Source organism: uncultured Muribaculum sp., assembly GCF_910583865.1.
GTDB lineage: Bacteria > Bacteroidota > Bacteroidia > Bacteroidales > Muribaculaceae > Muribaculum.
Genome location: NZ_CAJTYX010000002.1, coordinates 74,735 through 91,467 on the forward strand (window position 1 = coordinate 74,735; position 16,733 = coordinate 91,467).

The 16,733-nt window shown below is 51.7% G+C and carries 14 protein-coding genes; 4 read left to right on the top strand and 10 right to left on the bottom strand.

The annotated features are described in order from the left end of the window. Positions 1-13: 13 nt before the first annotated feature. Positions 14-511, bottom strand: a complete 498-nt coding sequence (coaD, locus tag QZ303_RS00940) for a pantetheine-phosphate adenylyltransferase (protein ID WP_295727878.1) — start codon at positions 509-511, stop codon at positions 14-16. Continuing rightward, entirely contained in the window at positions 492-2,468 is a 1,977-nt protein-coding gene (locus QZ303_RS00945) for a DNA topoisomerase IV subunit B (RefSeq protein ID WP_295727880.1), read from the bottom strand. Before QZ303_RS00945 ends, coaD begins: the two co-directional genes overlap by 20 nt. A 147-nt stretch (positions 2,469-2,615) precedes the next feature. Here QZ303_RS00945 and QZ303_RS00950 point away from each other — a divergent pair, with 147 nt between their 5' ends. After that, a complete protein-coding gene (locus tag QZ303_RS00950; protein ID WP_295727882.1) occupies positions 2,616-3,101 on the top strand; it encodes a CYTH domain-containing protein in 486 nt (161 codons plus the stop codon). A gap of 4 nt (positions 3,102-3,105) precedes the next feature. Here the strand turns inward: QZ303_RS00950 and rlmD are convergent, their stop codons facing one another. Next, on the bottom strand, positions 3,106-4,533 hold the full coding sequence (rlmD, locus tag QZ303_RS00955) for a 23S rRNA (uracil(1939)-C(5))-methyltransferase RlmD (RefSeq protein WP_295727884.1): 1,428 nt from the start codon (positions 4,531-4,533) through the stop codon (positions 3,106-3,108). A gap of 127 nt (positions 4,534-4,660) precedes the next feature. Here rlmD and nhaD point away from each other — a divergent pair, with 127 nt between their 5' ends. Further along, positions 4,661-5,998 carry a sodium:proton antiporter NhaD gene (gene nhaD / locus QZ303_RS00960; RefSeq protein WP_295727886.1) on the top strand — a complete coding sequence of 446 codons (1,338 nt, stop codon included), beginning with the start codon at positions 4,661-4,663 and terminating at the stop codon, positions 5,996-5,998. Between the two features lie 279 nt (positions 5,999-6,277). Continuing rightward, positions 6,278-6,571: a hypothetical protein gene (locus QZ303_RS00965; RefSeq protein WP_295727888.1), complete on the top strand. Its 294-nt coding sequence runs from the start codon at positions 6,278-6,280 to the stop codon at positions 6,569-6,571. 116 nt (positions 6,572-6,687) lie between these two features. On the opposite strand, the gene QZ303_RS00970 is transcribed toward QZ303_RS00965, so the two are convergent. Then, positions 6,688-7,164, bottom strand: coding sequence for a cytidine deaminase (locus QZ303_RS00970; protein ID WP_295727890.1), 477 nt, complete (start codon positions 7,162-7,164; stop codon positions 6,688-6,690). 244 nt (positions 7,165-7,408) lie between these two features. On the opposite strand from QZ303_RS00970, the gene menD reads away from it, so the two are divergent. Next, complete coding sequence (gene menD / locus QZ303_RS00975) at positions 7,409-9,127, top strand: 2-succinyl-5-enolpyruvyl-6-hydroxy-3-cyclohexene-1-carboxylic-acid synthase (RefSeq protein WP_295727891.1); 1,719 nt, start codon at positions 7,409-7,411, stop codon at positions 9,125-9,127. A gap of 38 nt (positions 9,128-9,165) precedes the next feature. Here menD and rodA read toward each other — a convergent pair whose 3' ends face one another. The 6 genes from rodA to purH form a co-directional block, all read right to left on the bottom strand. After that, positions 9,166-10,635, bottom strand: a complete 1,470-nt coding sequence (gene rodA, locus QZ303_RS00980) for a rod shape-determining protein RodA (RefSeq protein ID WP_295727893.1) — start codon at positions 10,633-10,635, stop codon at positions 9,166-9,168. After that, positions 10,616-12,481, bottom strand: a complete 1,866-nt coding sequence (locus QZ303_RS00985; RefSeq protein ID WP_295727894.1) for a penicillin-binding transpeptidase domain-containing protein — start codon at positions 12,479-12,481, stop codon at positions 10,616-10,618. The genes rodA and QZ303_RS00985 overlap by 20 nt, the downstream gene beginning before the upstream one ends. A gap of 13 nt (positions 12,482-12,494) precedes the next feature. Continuing rightward, positions 12,495-13,004, bottom strand: coding sequence for a rod shape-determining protein MreD (mreD, locus tag QZ303_RS00990; RefSeq protein ID WP_295727895.1), 510 nt, complete (start codon positions 13,002-13,004; stop codon positions 12,495-12,497). Between the two features lie 52 nt (positions 13,005-13,056). Further along, positions 13,057-13,917, bottom strand: a complete 861-nt coding sequence (gene mreC / locus QZ303_RS00995; protein ID WP_295727897.1) for a rod shape-determining protein MreC — start codon at positions 13,915-13,917, stop codon at positions 13,057-13,059. 157 nt (positions 13,918-14,074) lie between these two features. Next, on the bottom strand, positions 14,075-15,094 hold the full coding sequence (locus tag QZ303_RS01000) for a rod shape-determining protein (RefSeq protein ID WP_295727899.1): 1,020 nt from the start codon (positions 15,092-15,094) through the stop codon (positions 14,075-14,077). A 64-nt stretch (positions 15,095-15,158) separates the two neighbouring features. Beyond that, the gene (gene purH / locus QZ303_RS01005) at positions 15,159-16,685 is read right to left on the bottom strand and encodes a bifunctional phosphoribosylaminoimidazolecarboxamide formyltransferase/IMP cyclohydrolase (protein ID WP_295727901.1); all 1,527 of its coding nucleotides are present in this window, start codon (positions 16,683-16,685) and stop codon (positions 15,159-15,161) included. Positions 16,686-16,733: the final 48 nt, after the last annotated feature.

The following is a 16,733-nucleotide window of genomic DNA, read 5'->3' on the forward strand; positions in this document are numbered from 1 at the left end:
ATGTATTCCATCATTAATAATGAGTATTGGTGCCGGAGTGTTCGGTCGGTCCGGATTTTGGGACGAACCTGCTTATGTCGTAGCCGCAGCGGTCGAGGTCGCGCACCATTGTCGAGCTGATGTACTGAAGCTCCGGCAGAGTGTAGAGGAGCACGGTCTCTATGCCGGAAATACTGCGGTTTGCGTAGGCGAGATTACGCTCGTACTCATAGTCTGCAACGGTGCGCACACCGCGCAGTATGAAATGGGCGCCAAAGTCCTTCGCCACGTCGACGGTGAGGCCGTCGTAGCTCGTGACCTCTACACGTGGCTCGTCGGCCATGATATTCTTGATCTGTTCGACTCTTTCGGCTGTAGGCCTGTAGCTGCGTTTCGAGTCGTTGATGCCGACAGCGATTATTATACGGTCGAAGAGCTCAAGACCACGTTCTATTATCGACATATGGCCGATGGTGAATGGGTCGAATGTGCCCGGATAAAGGGCTATACGCTCACGATATTTGGGAGTCATCTTCTACTACGAGGTTGTCAATGATGAAGTTTTGGCGTTCGGAGGTATTTTTGCCCATATAGAATTCGAGCAGTTCGCCTACGGCATCCTCCTTCCGGAGGGTTACGAGGTCGAGGCGCATGTTCGGTCCTATGAACCCTCGGAATTCCTCCGGGGAGATTTCTCCGAGACCTTTGAATCGGGTGATTTCGGCATTGTTGCCGAGTTTTTCTATTGCCGCTATACGCTCTTCGTCGGTGTAACAGTAGTATGTTTCGTCGGTGCCCTGGGAACTTTTTTTCCCTTTGGCGGATCCACGGCGACGGTTGACGTTCTTGTTGCGTACGCGGAACAGCGGTGTCTGCAATACGTAGACATGCCCTTTCTTGATAAGTTCGGGGAAGAACTGTAGGAAGTAAGTAAGCAGTAGCAGGCGTATGTGCATCCCGTCGACATCGGCATCCGTGGCGATAATCACATTGTTGTAACGGAGGTCGTCGATGCTGTCCTCTATATTGAGGGCGGCTCGCAGCAGGGCAAACTCGTCGTTCTTGTAGACATCAACAAGCGGCATGCCGTAGGTGTTCAACGGTTTGCCACGGAGTGAGAATACAGCCTGGGTGTCAACGTCACGTATCTTCGTGATCGATCCGGCAGCCGAGTCTCCCTCTGTGATAAAAATCGAAGATGCGTTCTTGCGGTCGTCGTCGCCTTTGACGTCACTGAGATGCACTCGGCAATCGAGCAGTTTCTTGTTGTGGAGGGCGATTTTCTTGGCTTTTTCGCGCACGGCTTTGGTGACGCCGGCCATGGCCTTGCGTTCTTTCTCGTTTTGCTGTATCTTCTTCAGCAGGATATCGGCTGTGTCGAGATTTATGTGGAGATAGTTGTCAAGCTCCTTCTTTACGAAGTCGCCGATGAACTTGGCCACGCTCGGACCTTGCGGGCCCATGTCGCGCGAAGTGAGTTTGGTCTTTGCCTGTGAGTCGAACACCGGCTCCTCTACTTTTACAGATATGGCCGCTACGATGCCGCCGCGTATGTCGGAATATTCGAAATTTTTGCCGAAATGTTCCTTTACCGTGCGCGATATGGCTTCGCGGAATGCGGTCAGGTGTGTGCCTCCCTGAGTGGTGTGCTGCCCGTTGACGAAAGAGTAATATTCCTCGCCGAACTGCCGTGTGTGGGTGATGACACACTCGATGTCGTCGCCGCGCAGATGGATTATGGGGTAGAGTGGATCCTGCGTCATGTTTTCCTTCAGCAGGTCGAGCAGGCCGTTGCGTGAGAAATAGCGTTTTCCGTTGAGGAAGATAGACAGGCCGGTATTAAGGAAGGTATAGTTCTTGATCAGGCGCACTATATACTCCTCGTGATAGCGATAGTCGCGGAATATGGTGGCGTCGGGAGTAAAACGCACAAGTGTGCCGTTGGGCTGGTCCGACGGTTCGACGGGACTGTCGCTCACCATCTCGCCGCGTTCGTAGTCGACGGCATGAGTGAGTCCGTCGCGCCAGCTTTGGATGTAGAAGTCGGTTGAGAGAGCGTTTACCGCCTTTATGCCTACGCCGTTGAGACCGACCGATTTCTTAAATGCCTTGGAATCGTACTTGGCGCCTGTATTCATCTTGGAACTGACATCGACAAGCTTGTCAAGAGGTATGCCTCGGCCATAGTCCCGGACACTTATGGTAGTGTCTGTCACCACGACCTCGACATGCTTCCCGAACCCCATCATGTACTCGTCGATGGCGTTGTCAAGCACCTCTTTAAGCAGTACGTACACTCCGTCATCGCTCTGCGAACCGTCGCCGAGACTGCCGATATACATGCCGGGGCGCAGGCGGATATGTTCGCGCCAGTCGAGGGTCTTTATGTCATCGCCGGTATAGTTCGATGTATTCTCGTTGCCGGATACGTCGGATGAATTGATATCGGAAAACGTGGGGTTATATTGTTCAGTGTCGTTGGGTGTCATTCTGTCAGATGGTTTGTGGAGAACGGCCATGGCCTATCAACCCACAAATTTAGTAAAAAATAGCCACAAAAGTGCCGTTTCAAGATAAAAATGCGTTATATTTGCCGTATCAACTATGTTTTGCCTCCATTCCTAAACGTAAAAAGCATGGCAGTAGAAATCGAACGTAAATTTTTGGTAAAAAATCATGATTACAGGCATATGGCTCGAGAATGCACCCATATCATGCAGGGTTATCTCTCGTCAGAGATTCGGGCTACCATCCGTGTGCGCTTGCGTGGCGACAGAGCTTATCTTACGGTGAAAGGCGCGAATATCGGCTCGGCGCGTGATGAATGGGAGTATCCTATTCCGGTAGATGACGCACGGCAGATGCTCCAACGCTGTGCCGCAGGCTCGGTAATCGACAAGGAGCGTTTTGTGGTGGAATTTGAAGGGCGTGAATGGGAGGTCGATGAATTCCACGGCCACTATGAAGGGCTTGTCGTGGCTGAAGTTGAACTTTCGTCAGAGGACGAACAAGTAAGCCTCCCGCCGTTTGTGGGGCAGGAGGTCACAGGAAATACCCGTTACTATAATTCTGTGATGGCATCGACCGATCATCTGCGTGTGGTCGACGGACGTCTTGTGTGACTTTTCAGCTGGCCGGATTATTGTCGCGGCGTACCAGCTTCACGACGTTCTCCACATGTGCCGTGTGTGGGAACATGTCGACCGGTTGCACCTGTTCGACGCGATATTTTGCGTCGAGCATGGCGAGATCGCGAGCCTGCGTGGCGGGATTGCAACTCACATAGACTATACGCTGCGGTTCGGCATTGAGTATGACGCCCACCACATCCTCGTGCATTCCCGCGCGGGGAGGATCCACGATCATCACATCCGGACGTCCATGTTCGGCAATGAATGCGTCGGTCAGCACGTCTTTCATGTCTCCGGCAAAGAATTCAGTGTTCCCGATGCCGTTTTCCGCTGAATTGATCCTTGCGTCGGCTATGGCGTCGGCGACATATTCGATGCCGATGACTTTGCGCGCGTTACGCGACACGAAGTTGGCAATAGTGCCTGTGCCCGTGTAGAGGTCGTAGACGAGTTCGTCGCCGGTGAGGGCAGCGAAGTCGCGTGCCACCTTGTATAGCTCATGGGCCTGGCGTGAGTTGGTCTGATAGAACGACTTCGGTCCGATGCGGAATCGCAGTCCCTCCATCTCTTCCTCGATGAAATCGCGGCCTTTGAATGTCACTACATTTTGGTCACCGATGGTGTCGTTGACTTTGGTGTTGACCACGTATAGTAGCGAGGTGATTTCGGGAAATTCCCGGGCTACCGTGTCAAGGAGTTCGGATATTTTTGTGGAATCATCCTCGCCGAACTGCATGAGGGCCATCACCTCGCCGGTAGATGTTATTCTAACCATCAGGTTGCGCAACAACCCCTGCTGTTGGCGCAGGTCGTAGAATGTATACCCGTGTGCATGTCCGAAGTCGCGGATGAAGTTGCGGAGCCGGTTGCCGAGATTGTCCTGGAGATGGCAACGCTCGATGTCGAGCACCTTGTCGAACGCCCCGGGGATGTGGAAGCCCGCACCGTCGCGGTCGGCGAATTCCTCGCCTGATTCAAGCTGTTCGCGTGTGAGCCACTTCTTGTTTGAGAATGTGTACTCCATCTTGTTGCGGTATTCCCATATATTCTCCGACCCTATGATAGGGTTGACCGGAGGAATCTCGATTTTGGCTATGCGCTGCAATGCATCCTCTACCTGACGCTGCTTGCATTTGAGCTGGAAAGTGTAGGGCAGGTGTTGCCAACGGCAACCTCCGCACACGGTGAAATGATCGCAACGGGGAGTCACGCGTATCTCTCCCGGTGTAATCAGGCGCTCAATCCGGCCATCGGCATAGCTTTTCCGCTTTTTGAGCAATTTTATATCGGCCACGTCGCCCGGTGCGGCAAACGGCACGAACACTACGAGTCCGTCGACCCTGGCCAATGCATTGCCTTCGGCTGCGACATCGGTTATTTCCACATGCTCCAGCACCGGGAGTTCCTTGCGTTTCCTTGACATTTCTTCCTTTGGATAAATTTTTGCAAAATTAAGGAAATAATCGCTATTTTTGCACCTGTTTTACCCGATTTCCTCTCGTTGAATCCGGTATGATGCAATTTCACCTAAATCCAATATTTTTCTTAGTATGGTTACATTGATGTTGATAGTCTTTGTGATAGGCTATCTGCTCATAGCATTTGAGCATATTATTCATGTCAACAAAGGCACGTTTGCGTTGCTGATGTGTGGTGTGCTTTGGGCGATTTACGCCCTTTCGAGCCATGACCCGGCAACCTCACATGATTTGGTGGTGGCTCTTGGTGATACATGTGAGATAGTTGTGTTCCTGATAGGAGCGATGACCATAGTTGAACTGATAGACCGTTACGGTGGTTTCAATATCATAGTTCACCGTATACATGCAGATAATAAAAGGGGATTGATGTGGGTGCTTGCATTTGTGGCGTTCTTCATGTCGAGCATTCTTGACAATATGACGACTACTATCATCATGGTCATGATGCTGCGACGTATGCTTAAAGAGCAGAAGGAGCGTTGGCTTTTCGCATGTGTCATAGTAATAGCCGCCAACAGCGGAGGTGCATGGTCACCTATCGGAGATATAACCACCATCATGCTATGGATGAAGAATTATGTCAGCTCCGTTGACTTGATTGTCAATCTTCTGGTGCCATGTGTCGTGTCGGTGGTTATTCCTGTATTTCTTGCATCGCGTCAGATACAGCCCGCTCCCGTGGAGGCTCTCAACACTCAGGATCAGCGTGTAGGATACGAGATTTCGAAAGAGCATCACAATCTTTCCATACTTATTCTCGTGATCGGGGTCGGCGGCCTGTTGTTTGTGCCGTTTTTCAAGGCTGTCACAGGACTTCCTCCATATATGGGGATACTGATATCGTTGAGCATTATATGGCTTGTGACAGAACTTGTGGTGCGTCATTATAAGCTTGACGGCAAGATGGAGGGACGCATCTCCGGCGCGTTGAAGTCTATAGACATGCCTACCATACTTTTTTTCCTCGGCATCCTCATGGCGGTGGCCGCATTGCAGGAAGCACACATACTTACCGCTTTGGCCACATGGCTCAACGAGGCGATACATCAGCCCTACATAATCAACGGCATCATCGGTGTGCTGTCATCCATAATAGACAATGTGCCTCTCGTGGCCGCATGTATGAACATGTATCCAGTGGCTTCGGAGGCCATGATACAGGCATCGGCGGATCCGGCCTATATGGCCGCTTTTGTCGAGGACGGTCTGTTCTGGCATCTGCTTACATTCTGTGCGGGTGTTGGCGGTTCGATGTTGATAATCGGGTCGGCTGCGGGAGTGGTCGCTATGGGTATAGAGAAGATTCCGTTCATGTGGTACATGAAACGTATTACCTGGATGGCTTTCCTCGGGTATCTTGCAGGTATGGTGATTATCTGGCTTGAGACGTTTCTGATTCATATCTGAGTGTTGTATCAATAGCAAACCGAATATGTGCGTCGTGCCGATTTCCGGTACGGCGCTTTTTTTACGGGTCGTCCGAAATCTATGCGAAAAACAATAGGTAGGCATGAGGTGTTTATTATGCAATAAGACACATGAATTATGTTACGCAAGATTTTTCTTACCTCAGCATTGATTGGGCTGTGTGTCTCAGGGGCATCAGCACAATTCTATTCGATTGATGCCGGTACCTATGGGTTCAATTTCCATATTTCAAACGTCCGGCCTGCTCCGATATCTTTGATGTTGGCACCACCTCCGGCTCCTATAGGTCTCGGCATAGCGGCGCCGTCACCGAGGCATTATGAAAAGGCAATCAAGAAAGCACGTAAAGCCTACTATAAGGAACTGCGTCACAATGCCCGTCACGGCGCTTATTTTTACGGGCCGTCAATGATGTATGTCGGTTATGACGACGATTATTACGATGACTATGACGACTACATGGAGGATGTCTACAAGGCGCGTAAAAAAGCATACAAGCACTACAAGAAAAAGATGAAGAAGCATTTCAAGCATCATCATCATCATGACTGAATATGACAAAATCATACCCCGCTATTAAGCCGCTTGGATGCGGAGGAATGTGGCGGGGTATGTTGTTTTTTAAACGACCTCTTAGTCTACCGTCTGATTACAGCCATGTCATCACTTCATTCGAAGTGGGTAAAGCTTAACGGGAGCAGTGAATGGACGGATTCGAGTACATGGCATTGGTCGCTACCGGCGAGTATCACTCGTACATCGTGGCCTGCAAGCGTTTCGAATTCCAACAAAGCTTGTCGGCATGCCCCACATGGCGATATGGGATCTTTAAGCTCCTTTCCGGTTGTGTCGCGCGCAGCGATGGCAATCGTCATGAACTTGGCATCGGGATATGTGGAATGGGCATAGTAAGCGGCGGTGCGCTCGGCGCACAGGCTCGACGGCGTGGCGGCATTCTCTTGATTGGAGCCTGTGACAATCTCGCCGTTGTCGAGCAATATGGCCGCTCCGACATGGAACTTGCTGTAGGGAGCATATGAACGGTAAGTAGCTTCTCTGGCTCTTTTTACGAGGATGAAATCTGTTTCGGTTAGTTCATCGTCATGCATTGTCGTGACGGGAACCATTATATCTATTTGCTTCATACGGCTTTATTTTGAGGTTGCAGATGCATTTGCAAATATATAACAAATTAGCATGACATGATGCTCACATGCGTCCTTTTTTGTAGCGTCCTTTCCATGCTTATGTGTTGACATGTGCCTAAATCAAATAAAATTTGCTTTTGCCCTCGACTTATTCGTACCTTTGACTACGTCTTAGATACTCACGCTCGGCAAAATCAAATAAATTTGCTTTTGCTCTCGACTTATTCGTACCTTTGCTCTCATGAAAGAAGATGTTGTCGTAAATACTGACAAGGAATCGTGCCGTATACTTGTGTCGCTTCTTGAGAAGCATGGTGTAGTGGAGGCGGTGGTGTCGCCCGGTTCGCGTAATGCGCCGGTGATGTTGGCTCTGAACGCTTCCGGAGTTATCCGCACCACTGTGGTAATCGACGAACGCAGTGCGGCTTTTATAGCTATGGGAAAGGCATCTGTGACAGATTGTCCGGTGGCGTTGGTGTGTACGTCGGGAACCGCATTGCTCAACTATGCGCCGGCTGTGGCCGAGGCTTATTATAGGAAAATACCTCTGATAGTGGTATCGGCCGACAGACCGATGGAGTGGATCGACCAGGATGACAGCCAGACGTTGCGCCAATATGAGGCGCTTGCCAATTATGTGAAGGGAAGCTACAATATTCCTGCCGACTGCTCGTCGCCGACCATTCAGTGGTATGTCAACCGCATGGTCAACGACGCGATGATTTCGGCAATGTCGGGACGGAGGGCTCCCGTACATATCAACATACAGCTCGATGCCCCGCTCGGCGGTACGGTCTCGCAGGGAAACGACCGTTGGGTCTCCCGTACCATCGCGACGATATCTCCGGATGCCGTTTTGTCGAAAGCTGATGCGAGGGAACTTGCCGATGTGGTGGCAAGAACATCACGCGTGCTGGTTATCGCGGGATTCCATGCACCGGACTCCCGTCTGCGCGAGGCTCTGCGTCGACTCTCTGCATCGGGCAATGTGGCGGTCATGACCGAGACGATTTCCAATGTACTGTCTCCCGGCTTTATCAATGACATAGATTCGGTGCTCAGTACTATCAATTGTGAGGAGCTTGACTGTCTTTGCCCGGAGGTGGTGATTACGCTCGGGGGTGCGATAGTGTCACGTTTCATCAAGCAATATCTGCGCAGAGTGAGTCCGCGTGAACATTGGCATGTCGGGCTTTCCGGCATTACGATAGATTGCTTCCAGTCGCTGACCCGGCGAATAGAAATGGATGCGACTCCATTTTTCGAGGATTTGGTGAAGGAACTCATGGAAGCAGGTACAAGCGGCTGCCGGTCGGCATATCATGATGAATGGATGGCAAAAGCGCAGGAGGCACAGGATATTCACAACCGTTACCTTGCCTCGGCACCCTGGAGTGACCTCCGTGCCGTGCATACACTTATGAATGCTATTCCCGAAGGTGTCGCCTTGCAGCTGTCCAACGGAACGTCGGTGCGCTATGCGCAATTGTTCCCCGCATTGCAATGCTCCCGTTCCGACAGCAATCGTGGAGTGAGCGGCATCGACGGTTCGACATCAACAGCAGTAGGAGCGGCTTCGGCTTTTCCGGAGCGCATGACACTTCTGCTTACCGGCGACATGAGTGCGCAATATGACATAGGTGCGTTGGCGGCTCCGTGCATCCCGTCCACGTTCCGCATGGCAGTCCTGTGCAATGGCGGGGGTGGAATATTCCGTTTCATAGATGCGACACGTTCGATGCCTATCCTTGACAGGTTTCTTGTGGCGGAGCGTCCGTTCCCTCTGCGAGAGCTTGCCGCAGCTTATGGATTCGAGTATATGGAGGCATCTTCCGAGGATGAACTGACGGGAGTGTTGCCCGCATTCTTCTCTCACTCATCCCGTCCGGTCATTATGGCCATACACACCCCCGGTGATGTCAGCGCCACGGTCTTGCGCGGCTATCTCGGACTACAATGATGTAAGTGGTGCATACGGAGATTCGTTATGCGACTTTGTCAGTAACTGAGGTGTTCACGTCGAGAAGCATCGATGCGCAGGAGGATGAAGAGGAGGAATGTGAAACCCCACAGCGAGGAGCCTCCATAACTGAAAAAGGGGAGCGGGATACCGATTACAGGACACAGACCTATTACCATGCCGACATTGATGGTCAGATGGAATATGAGGTATGAGGCCACGCAATAGGCATAAACTCGTCCGAACGTGGTGGGCTGTCGCTCTGCGATGGATATGATGCGTAGTATCAACGTGAGGAACAGGATAAGTACTATTGCGGAGCCGATAAAACCCTCTTCCTCGCCGATGGTGCAGAATATGAAGTCGGTATGCTGTTCGGGCACATATTTGAGTTTGGTCTGGGTGCCGTTGAGGAAACCTTTGCCGAACACTCCCCCTGAACCTATGGCTATTTTCGACTGGTTGACATTGTAGCCGGCTCCACGCAGATCCTCCTCAATGCCGAGCGACACTTTTATGCGTTGCTGCTGATGGGGCTGGAGCACGTCATTGAATACCTTGTTGACTGAAAAGAGGAATCCGATAGCGAGCACCGCTGCCCCGGCGGTCACGAGAATTTTGCGCGGTGGAACCCTGAGAGCCTGTAACAGTATGTAGATGATAGCGACACCCATGGCGGACAGGAAATATACGAGGCCTGGTATCTCTATGCCACAAAGCGCGAGCAGCCATACTATGAGTCCCGTGCCGACAAACCATGCCAGGACGTTGCGTGCCACTATCTGCAATTTGCAGTAGGCGGCAAGCATTGCCACGAATCCCCCCTCGATCATGATGAACACCGCGGCCTCGCCCGACGGTATGCCGAGCACCATGCTCTCGGTGTATTTCACTGTGGTCACGAAGAAAACCACCGTAGCAAGTGCGGCTGTAAGGACGAGTCCGCTCATACCTTCGCGGTAGAGCACAAAAAAGAGGGCCAGATAGGCCAGTGCCGAACCTGTCTCTTTCTGTGCGAGAATAAGACAGATCGGAAGGAATATTATTAGTAATGCTTTTAGATAATTGGATGCGCGGGCGTTTAAACTGAAATTATAGGAAGAGAACAGTTTTGCAAGAGCGAGCGCTGTGGCGAATTTACCGAATTCCGCCGGCTGGAGGCTCATTGGTCCGAGCACGAGCCACGACCTTGACCCTTTGATGTCGGGTGCTATGAAGATAGTGACAATCAGAAGCAGTATCACTACGGCATATATCGGGTAGGCATATGCCTCATATATCCTGAAATCGATGAGCAATATCATGGCGCCGGCCACGAAAGCCAGGCCTATCCAGCGCAACTGTTTGCCGGAGAATTCATCAAAAGAGAATATGGATGCGTTGTCGAAATCGTAGCTGGCGGCGTAGATGCTTACCACGCCACAGAGCACCAGTAGGGTATAGAGCACCACTGTGGGCCAGTCGATTCCCAGCAGGAGCGATGTCGTGTTAGTGTTTCTTGACTCCACTGCTTATGATAGTGTTAGATTCAAACATACGTTGTTCGAGATACTGTCGCTCGGGTGCTATGGAATCGTTGAGATACTTTTCCATCATCAGCGATCCAATTGGCACTCCGTAAGTTGCACCGAAGCCGGCATTCTCCACGTAGACACAGATGGCTATCTTGGGATCGTCGTAAGGGGCGAAGCCTATGAAGGCGGAATGGTCTTTGCCGTGAGGGTTTTGTGCGGTACCGGTTTTGCCTGCCACGGCAACATCCTTGAGATTGGCCAGACGGCATGTGCCACCGAGAACGGCCATGCGCATTCCCTCGGCCACATCCATGAAATGCTGCTTGTCGATAGTAGGTATGCGCTTGTCCGTGAGTCCTTCGGGCAAAACTGTGTCCTGTATTTCTTTCACGATATGAGGAGTGATGAACCAACCTCTGTTGGCGATGGTGGCACACAGGTTGGCTATCTGCAGGGGAGTGGCGAGAATCTCTCCCTGACCTATCGCGATGGAGATGATTGTATTGGCGCTCCAGCGGCCTTCGCCGTAGATTTTATTGTAGAATTGGGCATTGGGGATGAATCCACGGCCTTCACCGGGAAGGTCGACACCGAGTTTGTAGCCATATCCGAGCGACACGAGATGCTTCTTCCAAACCTCGAAGGCCTCGGCGGTAGATCCATATTTTGAGCGGTGGCTGTCAAGCATGCTTTTAAGACCCCAGCAGAAGAATGCATTGCACGATGTCTGGAGCGCAGGCTTGAGGGTGATGGGCGATGCATGTCCGTGACATCCCACTTTCAGACCGCCGCTGATGAATCCGTGATAGCAGGGGTAGGGAGTGCTGAGGGTGATAATGTCCTCCTGGCGCAGTATTAGACCCTGCGACGGCTTGAAGGTCGATCCGGGAGGGTAAGCTCCCTTGAGGGCGCGGTCGAACAACGGCTTGTAGAAGTCGGCCACGAGCTCGTTATAATGCTTACCTCGCTCGCGTCCTACGAGCAACCGCGGATCGTAAGTGGGGCTGCTCACCATCGCGAGTATTTCTCCGGTGGAAGGCTCGATGGCCACAATGGCCCCTATCTTGTTTGTCATCAGTTTCTCGCCATAAGCCTGAAGGTCGATGTCTATGGATAGTTTCAAGTCGCGTCCAGACACCGGCGCTATGTCGTGGATACCATTTTCATATTTGCCCTTTATACGTCCATATGCGTCTCGGATCAAGATTTCCACACCTTTTTGTCCACGCAGGTATTCTTCGTAGCTCTTTTCCACCCCAAGGTCGCCGCAGTAATCGCCGGGAGCATAATATTCGTCATTGTCAATCTCCTTCTGCGACACTTCGCGTATGTTACCGAGTATATTTCCCCCGGCAGGTCTGTCATACTGACGCAGTATGCGCTGTTGTATGAAAAAACCTGGAAACCGATAGAGCTTTTCCTGAAGCCTGCCGTAGTCCTGGGCCGATATGTGGGTGATGAAGCGCTGCGGGGTATATGCGGAATATCCGGGATTCATGCGGCGGTCCTTCATGTCGGCGAGCCGACGGTCGAACTGCTGGCGGGTTATGCCGAGAGTGCGGCAGAAGTCAATGGTGTCGAAAGCCTGTACGTTTTTCGGAATCATCATCACGTCGTAGGCCGGCTGGTTATACACCACAAGCTTGTCGTTGCGGTCACGTATCATCCCACGGGATGGATATAGTGTCTTGCGCATGAAAGCGTTGCTGTCGGCAACCTCTTTATAGCGCGAGTCCATCACTTGTAGTCCGAACAGGCGTATTATATATATGCACACAATCACGAGGATGAATCCCCCGATCACGTATTTCCTTTTTTCGAGTCGATAATCTTTTCTCATATTTGGTGGAGAGTCAGCTTCTGCGCGACATCACGCTGTCGAGTCCGAGAAGCAGCAGGAAGGTGAGGAAGGTACTGCATATTATGCGTAACATCAGACGCAGTGGATCAAACAGAGAGAACGCCTCAATGAGAAATATTGCCGTGCAATAGAAAAGCACCATCGTGAACAGATAGCGTCCATATATTTCCGGCCCGAGAGAACGGATGGACGGTTCCGGCATGGTCAGTTCATCCTCGCGCGGGAAGTATAGGTGAAGTATCGGACGTCTGGCCATGGCAAGAAGGGTGCAAGCGAGTGAGTTCATTCCCTGTGTGTCGGAGAATATGTCTACCCCCAGTCCGAGCGTAAATGCTATGGTTAGCACCCAATTGACAGCCAATGTCATCGGCAGGCGTATGATAACGTATATGAACACAAACGGGACGGCGACACCGAAGAGGCACACATTATTGAAAACGATTGCCTGGGCGAGTGCGAGCACTATATACAGGAGCGTGAACTGTAGCGCTGTCTTTGTCATTGCGTCGTTATGTCGTTATGCGGTTGATGAAGTCGGATTGCTGAGATTGTCGTCACGGGTTATAGCGGTTGTCGTTTTCTTCACCGGCTGAAATAGCATCAAGTTCCGGACGCATATCGTTGGCTATTACCCTGACCGTGGAGAGAGTCGAGAAGTCGGTGAGCAGCTTTATACGCAAAGCGTAGAAATTATCGTCATGCTCTTTCTCATGACTGATAATCGTGCCTACCGGTATCCCTTCAGGGAACACCGCAGAATAGCCTGACGTTACGATAGTGTCGCCTTTGCGGAAGCGCTCATGCCTCGGCATTTCCTCAAGCACTGCTTCCGACGGGTTACGGCCATCCCACACGAGCGAACCGAAATAGTCTCGTCCTTTCACTTTGCAGCTGAGTCGCATCTTGGGATTGAGCAGCGATATCACACGTGCCGAATGATCTCCGACCACGTTTACTATCCCGACCACGCCGTTCTGGTCGATTACTCCCATCTCGGGACGTATCGAATCGAGTCGTCCCTTCTCTATGGTGATATAATTGTGGGAACGCGACACACTGTTGCTTATCACATGTGCGATTATGAAGTCGAACGGCTGCATTATCGAGTCTCGGGCTATCGAATCGGCATACACACGCTCATTTACTGCGCGCAATTGTCGGCGCAGGTTTATCACCTCGAGTTCGAGATCGGCTGTGCGCCGTTGGAGATCCTCGTTTATATCGTGGAGATGGAAGTAGGATGTGACATTAGCGGCGATACCGTAGATTGCCGATGTGACGCGTCCCGCCGAAGTCATCCATACGTAATGCTGATAGGGATTGGAGTCGAACAGCATCATGCAGGACACCACCACGTAGAGAAGAAATAGAAACCATCTGCTGTTTTTTAGCAAAAAGTCCCAAAGTGTACCCATTGGAGCGTGTCAGAAATGTTTAGCGGAAAGTGTTGGTAATAAACGCCTTTTCAGGAACATGAGCCGGTCTGGATTCATATTGCCGGTCATGATCCTGAAAAGTTGTGATATTATCGGCCGGACCTGAACTATGGGTCTGCCGGATTGCTGTCGCGCATCAGCGGATGAGGAACTTGAACTTGTCTATGTTCTTTAATGCCACACCTGTTCCTCGGGCTACGGCGAGCAACGGATCCTCGGCAATATGGAACTGGATACCGATTTTATCGTAAAGGCGCTTATCGAGTCCGCGCAGCAAGGCGCCACCTCCAGCGAGCCATATGCCGTTGTGCACAATGTCGGCGTAAAGCTCCGATGGTGTCTGTTCCAAGGCGCTTAACACGGCGGCCTCGATCTTGGAAATCGACTTCTCGATACAGTGGGATATCTCCTGGTAGCTTACCGGCACTTCCATGGGGAGTGCGGTCATCTGGTTCGGGCCGTGCACGATGTAGTCCTCGGGAGGATTTTCCAGTTCCGTCAATGCCGAGCCTACGTTGATTTTGATAAGTTCAGCCGTGCGTTCTCCCACGCGTATGTTATGCGCGCGGCGCATGTGTTCCTTTATATCGTCGGTGAAGTCGTCGCCGGCAATCTGTATCGACTTGTTGCTGACGATGCCGCCAAGAGATATGACGGCGATTTCCGATGTGCCGCCGCCTATGTCAACAATCATGTTGCCTTCGGGAGCGCGCACATCGAGTCCGATACCGAGAGCGGCAGCCATAGGCTCGTAAATCATGTAGACATCGCGTCCGTCGGCATGCTCCGACGAGTCGCGCACAGCGCGGATCTCGACCTCGGTAGAACCAGAAGGGATGCCCACTACCATGCGGAGCGATGGGCTGAACCAGTTGCTCTTTGTGCTAACCTTCTTTACAAGACCCCTGATCATAAGCTCTGCGGCATTGAAGTCGGCGATGACACCCTTGCGGAGGGGACGTACGGTACGGATGCCCTCCGGCTCTTTGCCCTGCATCTGCTGGGCCTCGGTGCCTACTGCAAGCAGTTTGCCGGTCTTGGTGTCGAGTGCCACTATCGACGGCTCGTCTATCACAATCTTGTCATTGTGGATGATGATGGTGTTGGCCGTGCCGAGGTCGATGGCTATTTCTTTTGTGAATGAGAAAAGACCCATTGATTTTGCGGTTTTACTGTACGATGTGCCACAATCGGCACACCGTTGGTGGGGAGATAAGTTGTTAGTGTTTGAAATGGCGGAATCCGGTCACTGCCATAGCCATATCGTGGGAGTCGCAGAAATCTACCGACTCCTGATCGCGGATGGAGCCTCCGGGATGAACTACCGCCTCTATGCCTGCTCCGCGGGCTATTTCCACGCAGTCGGGGAAGGGGAAGAAAGCGTCGGAAGCCATTACCGCACCGTTAAGGTCGAAGCCGAAGCTCTGGGCTTTGGCGATAGCCTGTTTGAGGGCATCAACACGTGAAGTCTGCCCCACACCTGAAGCATATAGCTGCGCTCCCTTTGCGAGGACTATAGCGTTGCTCTTGGAGTTCTTCACAATCTTGTTGGCAAACAGCAGGTCGGAAACCTGTGCAGGGGTGAGATCGCGGCGAGTCACCACCTTTAGCTCGTCCGGAGTTTCAATTTTGAGGTCGCGTTCCTGACCCAAAGCGCCGTTGAGGCATGAGCGGAATGACATGGTGGTCGACAACGGCTCGTTCTGGACGAGGATTATACGGTTTTTCTTCTGTTCGAGCACTTTCAAGGCATCGTCGGTGTAAGCCGGAGCGATTACTACCTCGAAGAAAATCTTGTGGATCTCTTCGGCTGTGGCTGCATCTATCGTGCCGTTTGTCACGAGCACTCCACCGAATGCGCTTACCGGGTCGCCGGCAAGCGCGTCCTTCCATGCTTCCAGGATGGTGGGTCGAGTGGCCACGCCGCATGCGTTATTGTGCTTCAGGACGGCGAATGTCGGATCGGTGAACTCGCTGATCAGGGTTACGGCAGCATCGATGTCGAGAAGATTGTTGTAGGAAATCTCCTTGCCATGGAGCTGCGTGAACATCTTTTCGAAATCGCCGAAGAAGAATCCTTTCTGATGGGGATTCTCGCCATAGCGCATCGTCTTGGCTCCGTCGATGGCGACGCGCAGTGCCGACGGGCCTCCGTCGAGATCAAAATAGTTGAATATTGAACTGTCGTAGGATGAACTTACAGCGAAAGCTTCCTTGGCAAACCATCGGCGTTCGTCAAGAGAGGACTTTGCTCCGTTTCGCTTCAGGAGATCGGCGAGAGGAGCGTACTGTCCTTTGGATGCCACGATAATAACATCGTTGTAGTTCTTGGCTGCGGCTCGTATGAGTGATATGCCGCCTATGTCGATTTTCTCGATGATGTCGGCATTGGAGGCTCCTGATGCTACTGTGTCGACGAACGGATAAAGATCGACGATTATCAGGTCGATTTCTGGTATTTCGTATTGGGCTATCTGAGCCTTGTCACTTTCATTTTCACGGCGGTTGAGTATGCCGCCGAACACTTTCGGATGAAGCGTTTTCACGCGGCCGCCGAGTATGGATGGATAACCCGTAAGGTCCTCCACTGCTTCGCATGGATAACCGAGGCTCTCTATAAATGTCTGTGTACCTCCGGTGGAAAGGAATTTCACACCGTCTTTGTGGAGAAGGGAGAGGATCTCATCGAGTCCATCCTTATGGTAGACCGAGATGAGTGCAGTCTTGATGTTTTTGATGTCGGACATGCGTTTAATTCTTTTTAGTCGGATTCAGAGTGCAAATTTAGTAAAAAA

Excerpts from the sequence above, each read along its gene's own strand:
- QZ303_RS00970 (WP_295727890.1), bottom strand. The coding sequence starts at position 7,164 with ATGAAGCAAATAGATATAATGGTTCCCGTCACGACAATGCATGACGAT.
- QZ303_RS00985 (WP_295727894.1), bottom strand. The coding sequence starts at position 12,481 with ATGAGAAAAGATTATCGACTCGAAAAAAGGAAATACGTGATCGGGGGA.
- nhaD (WP_295727886.1), top strand. The coding sequence starts at position 4,661 with ATGGTTACATTGATGTTGATAGTCTTTGTGATAGGCTATCTGCTCATA.
- coaD (WP_295727878.1), bottom strand. The coding sequence starts at position 511 with ATGACTCCCAAATATCGTGAGCGTATAGCCCTTTATCCGGGCACATTC.
- mreD (WP_295727895.1), bottom strand. The coding sequence starts at position 13,004 with ATGACAAAGACAGCGCTACAGTTCACGCTCCTGTATATAGTGCTCGCA.
- QZ303_RS00950 (WP_295727882.1), top strand. The coding sequence starts at position 2,616 with ATGGCAGTAGAAATCGAACGTAAATTTTTGGTAAAAAATCATGATTAC.
- QZ303_RS01000 (WP_295727899.1), bottom strand. The coding sequence starts at position 15,094 with ATGGGTCTTTTCTCATTCACAAAAGAAATAGCCATCGACCTCGGCACG.
- menD (WP_295727891.1), top strand. The coding sequence starts at position 7,409 with ATGAAAGAAGATGTTGTCGTAAATACTGACAAGGAATCGTGCCGTATA.
- rlmD (WP_295727884.1), bottom strand. The coding sequence starts at position 4,533 with ATGTCAAGGAAACGCAAGGAACTCCCGGTGCTGGAGCATGTGGAAATA.
- QZ303_RS00965 (WP_295727888.1), top strand. The coding sequence starts at position 6,278 with ATGTTGGCACCACCTCCGGCTCCTATAGGTCTCGGCATAGCGGCGCCG.
- purH (WP_295727901.1), bottom strand. The coding sequence starts at position 16,685 with ATGTCCGACATCAAAAACATCAAGACTGCACTCATCTCGGTCTACCAT.
- QZ303_RS00945 (WP_295727880.1), bottom strand. The coding sequence starts at position 2,468 with ATGACACCCAACGACACTGAACAATATAACCCCACGTTTTCCGATATC.
- mreC (WP_295727897.1), bottom strand. The coding sequence starts at position 13,917 with ATGGGTACACTTTGGGACTTTTTGCTAAAAAACAGCAGATGGTTTCTA.